The 13,190-nt window shown below is 33.1% G+C and carries 9 protein-coding genes; 6 read left to right on the plus strand and 3 right to left on the minus strand.

Annotation, left to right across the window (positions count from 1 at the left end; translation table 11 throughout):
* Window positions 1-78: 78 nt before the first annotated feature.
* Together C564_RS0123205 and zwf are read right to left on the minus strand one after the other, a co-directional pair.
* The gene (locus tag C564_RS0123205; RefSeq protein ID WP_018767021.1) at window positions 79-693 is read right to left on the minus strand and encodes a cyclase family protein; all 615 of its coding nucleotides are present in this window, start codon (window positions 691-693) and stop codon (window positions 79-81) included.
* Window positions 680-2,200 carry a glucose-6-phosphate dehydrogenase gene (gene zwf / locus C564_RS0123210; protein ID WP_018767022.1) on the minus strand — a complete coding sequence of 507 codons (1,521 nt, stop codon included), beginning with the start codon at window positions 2,198-2,200 and terminating at the stop codon, window positions 680-682. Before zwf ends, C564_RS0123205 begins: the two co-directional genes overlap by 14 nt.
* A 514-nt stretch (window positions 2,201-2,714) precedes the next feature.
* Between zwf and C564_RS0123215 the strand changes: the two genes are divergently transcribed.
* From C564_RS0123215 to C564_RS0123230, 3 genes are all read left to right on the plus strand, one after another.
* On the plus strand, window positions 2,715-3,599 hold the full coding sequence (locus C564_RS0123215; protein WP_018767023.1) for a GNAT family N-acetyltransferase: 885 nt from the start codon (window positions 2,715-2,717) through the stop codon (window positions 3,597-3,599).
* A 445-nt stretch (window positions 3,600-4,044) separates the two neighbouring features.
* On the plus strand, window positions 4,045-5,799 hold the full coding sequence (locus tag C564_RS0123225; protein WP_018767025.1) for an ABC transporter ATP-binding protein: 1,755 nt from the start codon (window positions 4,045-4,047) through the stop codon (window positions 5,797-5,799).
* On the plus strand, window positions 5,792-7,567 hold the full coding sequence (locus C564_RS0123230) for an ABC transporter ATP-binding protein (RefSeq protein ID WP_018767026.1): 1,776 nt from the start codon (window positions 5,792-5,794) through the stop codon (window positions 7,565-7,567). Before C564_RS0123225 ends, C564_RS0123230 begins: the two co-directional genes overlap by 8 nt.
* A gap of 1,627 nt (window positions 7,568-9,194) precedes the next feature.
* On the opposite strand, the gene C564_RS0123250 is transcribed toward C564_RS0123230, so the two are convergent.
* Window positions 9,195-9,836: a cupin domain-containing protein gene (locus tag C564_RS0123250; protein WP_003197674.1), complete on the minus strand. Its 642-nt coding sequence runs from the start codon at window positions 9,834-9,836 to the stop codon at window positions 9,195-9,197.
* A gap of 301 nt (window positions 9,837-10,137) precedes the next feature.
* Between C564_RS0123250 and C564_RS0123255 the strand changes: the two genes are divergently transcribed.
* The 3 genes from C564_RS0123255 (at window position 10,138) to spoII (ending at window position 13,117) form a co-directional block, all read left to right on the plus strand.
* Window positions 10,138-10,458, plus strand: coding sequence for a luciferase domain-containing protein (locus tag C564_RS0123255; protein WP_018767029.1), 321 nt, complete (start codon window positions 10,138-10,140; stop codon window positions 10,456-10,458).
* Between the two features lie 289 nt (window positions 10,459-10,747).
* A complete protein-coding gene (locus tag C564_RS0123260) occupies window positions 10,748-11,251 on the plus strand; it encodes a GNAT family N-acetyltransferase (protein ID WP_018767030.1) in 504 nt (167 codons plus the stop codon).
* Between the two features lie 225 nt (window positions 11,252-11,476).
* Window positions 11,477-13,117: a beta-amylase gene (gene spoII / locus C564_RS0123265; protein ID WP_018767031.1), complete on the plus strand. Its 1,641-nt coding sequence runs from the start codon at window positions 11,477-11,479 to the stop codon at window positions 13,115-13,117.
* Window positions 13,118-13,190: the final 73 nt, after the last annotated feature.

Raw genomic sequence — 13,190 nt, forward strand, 5'->3', positions numbered from 1 at the left:
TCGTTATCTTAATGTAATTGAAAAACGTTTTCTACATAAAAACAACCTCGTTCTTAAAAGAACGGGGTTGTTTGTTATTTATATATCTTTAAAAAGAAGAACACGTGCTGGAGAGGCATCAGTTCCAACTAGTTTTAATGGTGCAGCTACCATAAAATACTGATCTGCCGGCACGTTTTTTAAACGTAATCCTTCAATGACGATAATATTTGCATCGAATAATGCCTTATGAGTTGGGTGTCCTGGTTGGCTACGTTCCACCCCGAGAGCATCAATACCAACTCCTCTAATGTTTCGCTTCGCTAGATAATGGGCACCGTCTTCTTTTAAAAAAATAAATTCATAATTAAACTCGTCTTCAAAAGAATTACGAGTTTTAAATAAGATAAAGTCATTCTCTTGAATATCGAGGTGTTGTAAATCAGTTATTGTAATTCCATCTTCAACAGTTGTTAAATCAAAAACTTTAACAGGTCCCACTAATTTTTCTAATGGAATACTTTCAAAGGTTGCTCCTTCGTTAATCATATGTAATGGTGCATCAATATGTGTACCTGTATGGACGTCTAATGTAATACGTGACTCCGTGACATGCGCATTTGTTGTTCTTGAAAATTGTGGTTGTTTTTCAGGCTTATTTTTGTAAACAGTCATCCCTTCAAATATAGGTGCTGTAATATCATATATTTTCATTGTAACTTTCTCCTTTCAAATGAGAGGTTATCGTTGGCCACCAATGGAAGCGATCTCTTTCTAATAAAGCATCAGATTCTTTAGGGCCCATTGACCCAGACTCATAGTTAGGAAAATGTTTCGCCGGTTTATTACGCCAAACACTCGAGATTGTATCAACGAATTTCCAAGAAAGACATACTTCGTCCCAATGTGTAAAGTTAGTTGAATCACCACGCATACAATCGTATAGAAGAACCTGATATGCTTCAGGTGTATTCATTTTGTCCATACAGTTATTACAATAACTTAATTGGATGGGTGTCGAAGTAGTACCGCTATCGGTTTTTTGCGCATTTAAATGGAGGGTAATTCCTTCTTCCGGTTGAATATGAATGACCAATAAATTAGGATGAACTTTTTTTTCCTTATTAAAATATAGATTCATTGGTAAGTCTTTAAATTGTATGACAATTTCAGTTGATTTTTCTTGCATACGTTTCCCAGTTCGAATATAGAAAGGAACTCCTGACCACCTGAAATCTTCAATCATTAATTTACCAGAAACGAATGTTTCTGTGTTCGATTCTGAATCTACTGCGTTCTCTTCACGGTAGCTAATTACTTTTTCCTCGTCTATCATACCTGGTCCATACTGTCCTCGTACAAAATTATGTTCTACTGTTTCTTCTGAAAGTGGCTGTAAAGCACGTAGTACTTTGACTTTTTCACTTCGGATTTCATTTGCGGTTAGCTTTATTGGTGGTTCCATTGCAAGGAGTGCCACCATTTGTAACATATGATTTTGGACCATATCACGTAGTGCACCTGAATCTTCGTAATAGCGGCCTCGCTCTTCTACTCCTAAAGTTTCACTTGAAGTAATTTGGATGTTAGCTATATATTGATTATTCCAAAGGGGTTCGAAAATTGCATTCGCAAATCGAATGACTTTAATGTTTTGAACCATTTCTTTACCTAAATAGTGGTCAATACGATAAATTTCATCTTCTGTGAAGGCATGGCGAATTTGATCATTTAATGCTTGTGCTGATTCATAATCATGTCCAAATGGCTTTTCAATCACTAAACGAATCCAACCTTCTGTTGAAGTTAATCCTTCTGATTTTAAATTCGTGGCAATTGTGCCGAAAAAATCAGGGGCCATTGCTAAATAAAACATACGATTCCCTTCGGTAAAATACCTTCCATCTAGAGTGATTAATAAACTTTTTAGCTCCTGATAAGAAGATAAATTCGTTACATCAAAAGGATGATAATAAAAACGGGAAGCGAATGTATCATGAGTCATGTTTTCTTCTTGTAAATTGTGAATAGATTGTTTAACATTTTCACGAAATTCTTCAGTAGATAATGGTCTTCTTGCCACACCAACAACGGCAAAGTTTTCAGAGATTTTCCCTTGTCGAAAGAGCCTGAAAAGAGACGGGAATAATTTGCGCTTTGCTAAATCACCTGTCGCACCAAAAATAACGATAATACATTTAGGAGTAGTATAATTTTTCATGGTTAAATAGCCCTCACTTTAAATGAAATTAGTTCCCACTTAGTATGGTGATTATTGAACAATACATGTAAGAGTAAGATAAAATAATTTTTATCCCGCTATTCGCGGGCAGTAAGACCCCCCACCTCAAAATTCAGCGAAAGTACAGGAATTGAGTCGGAGATAAACTGCCCGTAAAAGCCCGATTGGTGAGGGCTAATAATCAGTGGGGGATGAAGAAAACCCGCACTGATTAAAGTTTCACTTTATCTGACATATATCGGTTAGCTGTTAAATATAAAAATTATAAAAGTGTTGTAATACTAAAAAAATAATTCCTTAGAGTTTTACTGAAAAGAACTTGTCTGAATCATAAAGGGAAAAAACAGGTGGATTAGTATTCGGAGTTATCTTGAAAATCTTAACTTATTTTGGTATATTTTGTGATGATGTGTTGAGTTGTAAGAAGACTTACTTGATTTAAACACAATAGAAAACAATTACATTGATAAGAATGAACTTATGGAGGAACAATATGGGGAATCTTATTCTTTCTGAAAACTTTTTTGTGGAGGAATCGAAAAAGGAACCGTTATTTCAATTATTTGAAGAAGTGTTTCGTATTCCTGTTCAAACGTTACAAAATTTTGAGGCCAATGGATTTTGGGACACTACATACAAACCTTTTTCATATTTACAAGAAGGTCAAGTAATAGCAAATGTGTCTATGTTTTCGCTACCGATTTTTGTAAATGGAGAACGGATTTATGCAGCTGGTATTCAATCTGTCATGACACATCCAGAATATCGGAGAAAAGGCTTGATGAAGCAGCTGTTTTGTAAAGTATTACAAGAAATAGATACAAAGTATGAATGTGCAATATTATTTACAGAGAAACCGGAATTATATGAACCATTTGGTTTTCGAGTCGTACAAGAATATCTGATGACATTATCATATGATAATACTCTACCTCGCTCGTCTTCACTTCGAAAATTAAACTTTTATGATGAAAAAGATATGGAACTTATAAAGGGAATAATAGAAAACGCTCAACAGCTTTCAATGGAATTTTCAACATTAAACTATCAGTCTTCTTTTTATTTTAATATGTACGATGCGAAATGGAATGAAAAACTATATTATTCAAAGAAACTCGACGCGCTTATTGTATTTGAAGTGAAAAATCAAGTACTGAAACTATTTGGTATTTTCGCACAAATCTTTCCGATTTTAGATGATATATGTGCTGAAATATCTGAGCCATTTACAGAGATTGAATTTTACTTTTACCCTGATGAGTTAGGGCTTGAAGAGGTAGCGCACAAAGAGTTTCAATCTAAAAAACATTTGATGGTTCGCGGTGGTGAAAAGATCGATTTTAAAGGATATAAATTTCCAGTTTTGACTGAATTTTAAATAGAATCTTAATCTAGAAGTAACTATTAACAGATACTTTTTGATTGGATTACAGGAAATGATAGATAAGTGAATTATGGAATGTTTAAGAAATTATACTTGTAGTCCATCAAAAGATAATGGATTTGAAACAGAATTTTTGGATTTTACAATTGAGCATACATACTTAAAATTAGCCGCATTCTATTATGAAAGAATGCGGCTTTTTGTTATTGTCTTGAAATAGAGTTAAATAAGCGTCCATAAAGTTTTGTGATAAAAGTCTTATTTTCCATCAAATTAAGGCACTTTGATTGACGAATGTATAATTAATACTTATCATTTAATAATGTTAAATATTAACCTGTAGAACATAATTGTAGTAGTGATGAAAATGTCCAGATGAATAGAATGGAGGGGGATTTGAGTTATAAAATGACAATTTCATAAGAAAAGGAGACAATGTATGAAATCATTTCGCAAATTGTTACAGTATTTAAAACCATACATGTTCTTCGCCGTTATTGGACCACTGTTTATGGTACTTGAGGTTGCGATGGATTTAATTCAACCGACAATTATGCAACATATTATTGATGTTGGAATTGCTAATCAAGATTTTCATTATGTAATTAAAATGGGAATTCTTATGATAGGAGCAGCAGCACTTGGATTAATTGGTGGGCTTGGATGTATGAGGTATTCTACGAAAGCGGCTGTTAACTTCGCAACGGATATAAGAAAAGATGTTTTTACAAAAATCGAGACGTTTTCTAGTGAAAATCGAGAATCATTTGGGACTGGAAAATTACTAACGATTGTTACAAATGATATTACATCCATTCAAGCAGCCATGACGATGACATTACGCGTTCTTGTTCGTGGCCCATTATTATTTATAGGCAGTATCATTATTGTTTTTGTTACAGCAAAAGATCTATTTTCTATTCTACTTGTTGTTGTCCCTATTCTTTTAGTTGCAATTGTTTTTATCGCTGGGAATGCAAGTGGATCCTTTAGAAGGGTACAAGAAGCGCTAGATAAAGTGAATACAAAACTACAAGAAAATCTATCTGGTGTTCGCGTTGTAAAGGCTTATGTAAGACAGAATCATGAAATTTCTCAGTTTGAAAAAGTAAATAAAAACTTAACGGGCATTAATATTCGTGCAGTACAAATCATTTCATTAATGATGCCGATCATCATGCTCGTTGTAAATGGTGGTATTGTAGCTACCTTATGGATAGGTGGCGTAAAAATTTTTAATGGTACACTACAAGTTGGAGCGATTTTGGCATTTATTAACTATTTGAATATGATATTAATGTCACTTATGTCCATCAGTATGGTATTTATTCAAATTGCGCGTGCTTTCCCATCCGCTGATCGTGTGCAACAAGTACTAGAAACTAATGTTGATATTGAAAATGAAAAAAATGTGTATCAGCCGGAGGAAGTAAAGGGAAATGTTGAATTTAAGCATGTAAGTTACAGTTACAGTAAAAATAATGAATATGTTTTAAAAGATATTTCATTTACCGCAAGAAAAGGTGAAAAAATAGGGATTATTGGTCCTACAGGAAGTGGGAAATCTACTTTAGTTAAATTACTTCCACGTTTATATGATGTTGATCAAGGTGCGATTTTTGTTGATGGTGTCAATGTCAAAGAGTACGATTTACAGGTGCTTCGCTCTTCAATCGGATTTGTTCCACAAAAGGCATTGCTGTTTTCAGGGAGTATTGAAGAAAATATGCGATATGGTAAAGAAGAAGCAACGCAAGGTGAAATAGAATCTGCATCAGGGGCAGCTTGTGCAACGGAGTTTATTAATAAGCTTGAAAATACATATCAGTATAACTTAACGCAAGGCGCAACGAACCTTTCTGGTGGTCAAAAACAGCGTCTTTCTATCGCAAGGGCACTTGTTCGAAAGCCATCTATCCTTGTGTTAGATGATTCTACATCTGCAGTTGATGCAAAAGCAGAAGGAATTATACAAACAGCATTGAAAGAAGAACACACAGAAACGACAACATTTTTAATCGCCTCAAAAATATCATCTGTTATAGATGCTGATCAAATTCTAGTTTTAGATCATGGTGAGTTAGTTGGAAGTGGGACGCACGAATATTTAATAGAAACATGTGAAGTGTATCAAGATATATATCTTTCCCAAGGTGGTAGTTTGCATGAAGAAAGGGGGGAAGAGCATGCGTAATTTTCAAGGACAGTTCGGAAATAAAGGTGGACGTAGCAATTCCAAATCAGGAAAACCAAAAGATACAAAAGGAACTGTAATGAGGATTTGGAACTATATGGGTTATCAAAAAGCAGCTCTTATGTTCGTTACTGTTCTTGTATTTGTCACAACATTACTTGGTTTACTAGGTCCATATTATATGGGAGTTATTATTGATGAATATATCATACCAAGAGATTTAAATGGGACAGCAAGAATGTGTATGCTGCTCATTGGGATTTATGGCGTTACGGTATTATTAACGTGGCTGCAAACATACTTAATGGTTAATGTTGCATTAAAAACGATACAAAAAATAAGGCAAGATATTTTTGAAAAAATCCAAACGCTTTCTCTTCGTTTCTTTGATGTTCGTTCACAGGGAGATTTAATGAGTCGCGTTACAAATGATATCGATAGTTTAAACCAAGCGTTAACACAAAGTGTCGTGCAAATCATTTCGTCTGCTTTAACATTTGTTGGTGTGACGATTGCAATGTTTTCACTAGATTGGATTTTAGCAATTGTGACACTCATTACAGTACCCATCATGTTTTTTGTAACAAAAAAATTGGTTGCATATAGTGGTAAAAATTTTGCGAAGCGCCAAAAAGATTTAGGAGAATTGAACGGTTTTATTGAAGAAGCGATTACAGGTGCAGATGTTATTACGTTGTACGGAAAAGAAAAAGAAACAGTAAATAAATTTCATGCGATTAATGAACAACTTAGAATTTCTGCTACAAAAGCTGATACATTTTCAGCGTTTATCTTCCCAAGTATGAACTTTATTAACAACTTAGGGATGGGACTTGTTATCTTAGCAGGTGCTATTATGGTTTTAAATGGTATGACAACAGTTGGTGTCATCGCAGCTTTTATTAACTATTCTCGTCAATTCTCAAGACCACTTAGTCAGTTTGCAACGCTTATGAATACAATTCAAGCTGCAGTTGCTGGGGGAGAGCGAGTTTTTGAAATTATGGATGAAGTTCCAGAAATTCAAAACAAAAAAGATGCAATTGTTGTTCAGAATCTAAAAGGAAATGTTTCTTTCGAACATGTATCATTTGGATATACGAAAGAAAAAGAAATTTTAAAAGATGTAAACTTACATGCGCATCCAGGAGAAACGATTGCACTTGTTGGCCCCACTGGATCAGGAAAAACAACAGTCATTAATTTATTAACACGCTTTTATGATATTCATAAGGGCCAAATTAAGATTGATGGAAAAGATATAAAAGATTACGATATTAGCTCCTTACGAAGTAAAATAGGAGTCGTCTTGCAAGATACATATCTTTTTGCTGGTACAATTATGGATAATATCCGTTATGGACGGCTAGATGCAAGTAATGAAGAAGTTATTGCTGCAGCAAAAGCAGCCTCTGCACATTTCTTTATTAAACATTTACCAAATCAATATGAAACAGAGATTGCTTCAGAAGGATCGAATTTAAGTCAGGGGCAAAAGCAATTGCAAGCAGATGCAGATATTTTAGTTCTTGATGAAGCAACATCAAACATTGATACAAGAACAGAACTCCAAATTCAATCTGGATTAAACAATTTGATGAAGGGACGCACAAGCTTTGTAATTGCCCATCGATTAAAAACAATTGAAAAAGCGGATCAAATTTTGGTTATTCAAGATGGAGAAATTATTGAGAGGGGCAATCATGAATCTTTAATTGAAAGTCAAGGGTTCTATTATGGACTGTATACGAGTCAGTTTAAAATTTAAATTTAAATGTTGATGTAATGCGGTTTCTTGTATTTGAGAAACCGCATTTTTTTGTGATTGCAAACATCAGAAGTACAAAAAAACAAAAGAAGGCGAAGAACCAAAATACGGATTCAAGCCAGTTGGTTTTTATTCATCTGTTGAAAAGGCGTGTATTGCTTTTTTGGATAAAGAATTGAAAGATAGTTAGGTCACAAGTTGAATTTATAAGCAATAGTAAGTTATCTCCTGAAAGTAAGAGGATCATTAAGGCATTTATTAAATCTTTAGTTTATGCAAAAGGCGTTGGATATGATAAACCAATGTATGAAGCTATGCTGGAGATAGAAAATGATTATACCTTATTTTCTTTGTTATATAGAAATTACACAATGGACTAGTAAACAACTTAATGAGACAAGCATATTATGAAGTGTGGGACGAGTTATCATAATTGAGATGATACTTGGAGCTCCATACTCCTTTCGCAAAAGAGTACCTAATGCCGGGTACTCTATTTTATTGAACAAAATGGACATTTGAATTGAAAGGATGATGGCAGTGGAAATAATTAATAAATTCGTTGATTACTTGAAGAAATTGGCTGAAAATAAAAAGGGAGTTATTGAAGAAGAGGATGTAAAAGATGTTTGCTGAGGATATAGAAGTTTATTTAAACAATAACGGACATATCTACTCTTACAGTGGGAAAGTAAAAAAATGGCAGAGTAAGTGTTGGTAATTGTCCATGGATTTTCTGAACTCTTTACTGATAATAGTTATTAAATAGAAGGAATGTAGTTGCAATTCAATTTAAGTGCTAACAAAACAAACGAACTCAACGAACCAAGATAGAGGGGGGGAAATAATGAACTCTAATGTTACGTTTACTATGCAAATGAATGGTGAAAGTAAAGATGCTTCAAACAACATCTCTATATCCCGATACTAACTATACCAATGGTGAATGCTTGTTGTAATCCGTGTGAAATAATCTGGATAATCAAATAATAATATCATTTAATAGAGTCACATTGTTTTGAACAAGAGTTTTCTATATAAATGTTCTTTCAAAATGAATAATCATTTACTTATTTTATAAGAGAAAGAGCATCTGTTATGGATGCTCTTTTTTGATGTGTATATATTACACAGTAAATATAATTCTGAATAAAGTGAAAAATTCTATTTGTTTTTACCGCAATTACATCCTTTTTTCTTTACATATCCTTGGCGATATAGGTTTTGTGATGATTGGTAATTGGAAGATTGTGAAGATGAAGTGCGGATATCTTTATTGTTAGAAGAATCTTTGTTAGAATCGTACTCTTTATTCATGATACCATCACCTCCAGTTTGATATATAAATAGTATATGTGAAAACTCTAGTAATCGTTACGGTAGTTTAAGGTAATGAAACAAGATGAAAATATGATTCGTACATACAAGATTTTTACAGTTCTAAAAAGATGTTTACAGAGTAAGTAAACATCTTTTTAGAACTCATTTTTCAGCTTATTAACTCAAGTAAAATTCAATGTAATTTCTATAGGGTCTTAAGTGAAAGATACTTAAACTCTAATTTACTGGATAAAGAATAGCTTTGGAATTTTCATATATTTATAAGATTTAATGATAACTCCTCCTATTAATACCCCCAATATGGATGAAATGGAAACTGTTGTTGGTAGTATGAAGGTGGCTGCTCGGGATAGGTTGGGTTTTGAGGTAGTGTATTGTACATAGTATTTCGATTTTGAGTGCAGTTTGCCGGAGGTCCAATTACAGTAGTTGATTGAATAGGAGATATTGCTTTCTTCCATTCTTGTTCATCAAGACAATAGGTATGAGCCATTACATTTGAGGGTGTCAGCCTTAAAATATCTGAACCAAATATAACTTCTGGTGTAGGAGCGTTAAAAATTGCTAATAAATGTGTATTGTCTACAGAGGCAATTTCATAATGCCACCAACCTTGGGGTACGTTGGCAACTTGCCCTGGTTTAATAGGGAGATTAAGAATTTGATTCGTAAACGGGTTAAGTAATGAAACAATAGCTGCTCCAGAAATACAGTAAACAAGTTCAGCTGCATTTTGATGTACATGAGGTTCAACGACGTTACCAGTGCTTAAAAAAATATCTAATAACGATGTATTGTCTAATGTATTTAATTGTTTAATTCCCAGTACATTTATATAATTTTGCTCATCTTTTTTAAAAAAATTACTCGTACTTAGATCATGAGTGAAACGGACAGAGGGAGAGGTGTAATCTATATAAGAAGTCATTTATTTTTCCTGCCTTTCTGTTTTGAAATAGGATTAAGTATACGAATTAGGATATGAGTCTAGTTATTTTAGTGTGCAGTATTGATTGTACCTATTCGTATACAATGAATGTATTTTTGAATCAAATATAAAATAGAATTAGAGCGAATAAATGATGGTTTTTTTGAAAAAGCATGAGCTTCATTTACCTTGCAAATATCAAACTATTTTCGTAAATACATTGATACCTTTGAGTGATGTAACGTTTAAAGAAAAAAGGTATCGTATTCTTACATTCAGAATGATAAAGGAGTGAATGGCCATGTCATATAGTGAAATGATTAGAAAAGAAGTGCTGAGCTGGGAAGGGGTTTCTGAAAAACCACATCGATTTGGTGGTATTGAATTAAATTATAAAAAGAAAGAGTTAGGTCATCTTCATGGAGATACATTAGCTGATCTTCCATTTCCAAAATTAAAACGGGATGAATTGGTTAACCAAGGGTTAGCGCAGCCCCATCATGTATTACCTGAATCAGGATGGATTAGTTATCATATAAAAAGCGAAGAGGATCTTCCGGTTGTCATTGAACTTTTTCGGATGCAATATGATAGATTTACAAAAAAATTAGAGAAAAGATGAAGTTGGCATTTCATTTAAACACAAAATAACTAGGTATTTATACCTAGTTATTTTGTAAATTACAGAGGAATTTTGATTAATTCTTTGGAAAATAAATATGACCCGTACATACCTAATATTCTGGATAAAATATTATTAATATAAAAATAAGGTAGTAAATTAATAATGTTTTTGAAAGTTATAAAAGGATAAAAAATATTAGATTTATACAATTCATGTTTGAATTATATGTATGAATTCAGTTAATATATGAAAAAATAGAATATTAACTGAGGAGTGTGAGTTGTTTATGAAAGAAGATATTAAGATTAGAGATGCCCAAATTGAAGATTTATCTAGTATAGTAGATATATATAATTCAACTATTTCAAGTAGAATGGTAACTGCTGATACAGAACCTGTCACTGTTACGAGTAGAGAACAATGGTTTAATGAGCATTCACCTTCTTTTAGACCTCTATGGGTAATAGAATCTCAAGATGAGATATGCGGATGGGTTAGTTTCCAATCCTTTTACGGTCGACCTGCTTATAATGGAACAGCTGAAATAAGTATATACATTCATCAAATGTATAGAGGTAGGGGGATAGGTAAACATATACTACATAAAGTGTTAGATACTTGTCCAAAGCTCCAGATTAAAACATTACTAGCATTTATATTTGCTCATAATAAAGCTAGTCTTCAATTATTTTCTTGTTTTGATTTTGAAAAATGGGCGCATCTGCCTAACGTTGCAGAATTAGATGGGGTTGAAAGGGATTTAATCATTCTTGGTAAAAGGGTTTTATGATATTTTAATAAAATATGAAAAAAGTAGTATAACAAGTTCAGTAAAATAAGAAATGATATTTGTATATGAAAGTAGATAGCATGCATCTGGATATTAAAATAAACAAGTAGACTAATCTAGCTTGTTTATTTTAATATTATGCATTATTACATGCAAACGATTGCGTCTTTCCGTTTATAATGAAAGCGAATACATGAAATTTGTAAATTAAAGGGGAGAGAAGCAATGAAAAATCAGTTTCAATATTGTTGTATTGTCATTTTGTCTGTAGTGATGTTATTTGTATCATTATTAATTCCGCAAGCGAGTTCGGCAGCTGTAAATGGAAAAGGAATGAATCCAGATTACAAAGCATATTTAATGGCGCCATTAAAAAAGATACCGGAAGTAACAAATTGGGAGACATTTGAAAATGATTTACGATGGGCAAAACAAAATGGTTTTTATGCTATTACAGTTGATTTTTGGTGGGGGGATATGGAAAAGAACGGAGATCAGCAATTTGATTTTTCATACGCACAGCGCTTTGCTCAATCGGTAAAAAATGCAGGTATGAAAATGATTCCTATTATTTCCACACATCAGTGCGGTGGAAATGTTGGGGATGATTGCAATGTACCAATTCCTTCATGGGTTTGGAATCAAAAATCCGATGATAGCCTTTATTTTAAGTCTGAAACAGGAACTGTCAATAAAGAAACATTAAATCCACTTGCTTCAGATGTAATTCGAAAGGAATATGGTGAACTATATACAGCATTCGCAGCAGCTATGAAACCATATAAAGATGTAATCGCAAAAATATATTTATCTGGAGGACCAGCTGGTGAACTAAGATATCCTTCATATACAACTTCCGATGGGACAGGATATCCCTCACGTGGAAAGTTTCAAGCGTATACAGAGTTTGCAAAATCTAAATTTCGTTTATGGGTATTAAATAAATATGGTTCTCTAAATGAAGTGAATAAAGCATGGGGCACGAAACTGATTTCAGAGTTAGCAATTTTACCACCAAGCGATGGGGAACAATTCTTAATGAATGGATATCTTTCTATGTATGGAAAAGACTATTTAGAATGGTATCAGGGCATCTTGGAAAATCATACAAAATTAATTGGTGAATTAGCACATAACGCATTTGACACAACTTTCCAAGTACCAATTGGTGCAAAAATTGCAGGCGTACATTGGCAATATAATAACCCAACAATACCTCATGGAGCTGAAAAGCCTGCAGGGTATAATGATTATAGCCATTTACTTGATGCTTTCAAAAGTGCAAAGCTAGATGTAACATTTACTTGTTTAGAAATGACAGATAAAGGTAGTTATCCGGAATATTCAATGCCAAAAACATTGGTACAAAATATTGCAACATTAGCCAATGAAAAGGGAATTGTATTAAACGGTGAAAATGCTTTAAGTATCGGAAATGAAGAAGAGTATAAAAGAGTTGCAGAAATGGCTTTCAATTATAATTTTGCTGGATTTACGTTACTTCGTTATCAAGATGTAATGTATAACAATTCATTAATGGGGAAATTTAAAGATTTATTAGGTGTAACCCCTGTTATGCAAACGATTGTAGTAAAAAATGTTCCTACAACAATAGGAGATACTGTTTATATTACTGGGAATCGTGCGGAATTAGGAAGTTGGGACACAAAACAGTATCCAATTCAATTATATTATGATTCTCATAGTAATGATTGGAGAGGAAATGTTGTGTTGCCAGCTGAAAGAAATATAGAATTTAAAGCATTTATTAAAAGTAAAGATGGAACGGTTAAATCATGGCAAACAATACAACAAAGTTGGAATCCAGTGCCACTAAAGACTACCTCTCATACAAGTTGTTGGTAATTATATTATGTAAACAAAAAGATCCTTTAGTATGTGATAAAGGATCTTTTTGTTTTTGAAGGAAAAATAAATC

The organism is Bacillus sp. 105MF (genome assembly GCF_000374885.1).
In the GTDB taxonomy this organism is placed as follows: Bacteria; Bacillota; Bacilli; order Bacillales; family Bacillaceae_G; genus Bacillus_A; species Bacillus_A pseudomycoides.

Bases quoted from the DNA above. Each gene is read 5' to 3' on its own strand.
- C564_RS0123205 (WP_018767021.1), bottom strand. From the start codon at position 693: ATGAAAATATATGATATTACAGCACCTATATTTGAAGGGATGACTGTT.
- zwf (WP_018767022.1), bottom strand. From the start codon at position 2,200: ATGAAAAATTATACTACTCCTAAATGTATTATCGTTATTTTTGGTGCG.
- C564_RS0123215 (WP_018767023.1), top strand. From the start codon at position 2,715: ATGGGGAATCTTATTCTTTCTGAAAACTTTTTTGTGGAGGAATCGAAA.
- C564_RS0123225 (WP_018767025.1), top strand. From the start codon at position 4,045: ATGAAATCATTTCGCAAATTGTTACAGTATTTAAAACCATACATGTTC.
- C564_RS0123230 (WP_018767026.1), top strand. From the start codon at position 5,792: ATGCGTAATTTTCAAGGACAGTTCGGAAATAAAGGTGGACGTAGCAAT.
- C564_RS0123250 (WP_003197674.1), bottom strand. From the start codon at position 9,836: ATGACTTCTTATATAGATTACACCTCTCCCTCTGTCCGTTTCACTCAT.
- C564_RS0123255 (WP_018767029.1), top strand. From the start codon at position 10,138: ATGTCATATAGTGAAATGATTAGAAAAGAAGTGCTGAGCTGGGAAGGG.
- C564_RS0123260 (WP_018767030.1), top strand. From the start codon at position 10,748: ATGAAAGAAGATATTAAGATTAGAGATGCCCAAATTGAAGATTTATCT.
- spoII (WP_018767031.1), top strand. From the start codon at position 11,477: ATGAAAAATCAGTTTCAATATTGTTGTATTGTCATTTTGTCTGTAGTG.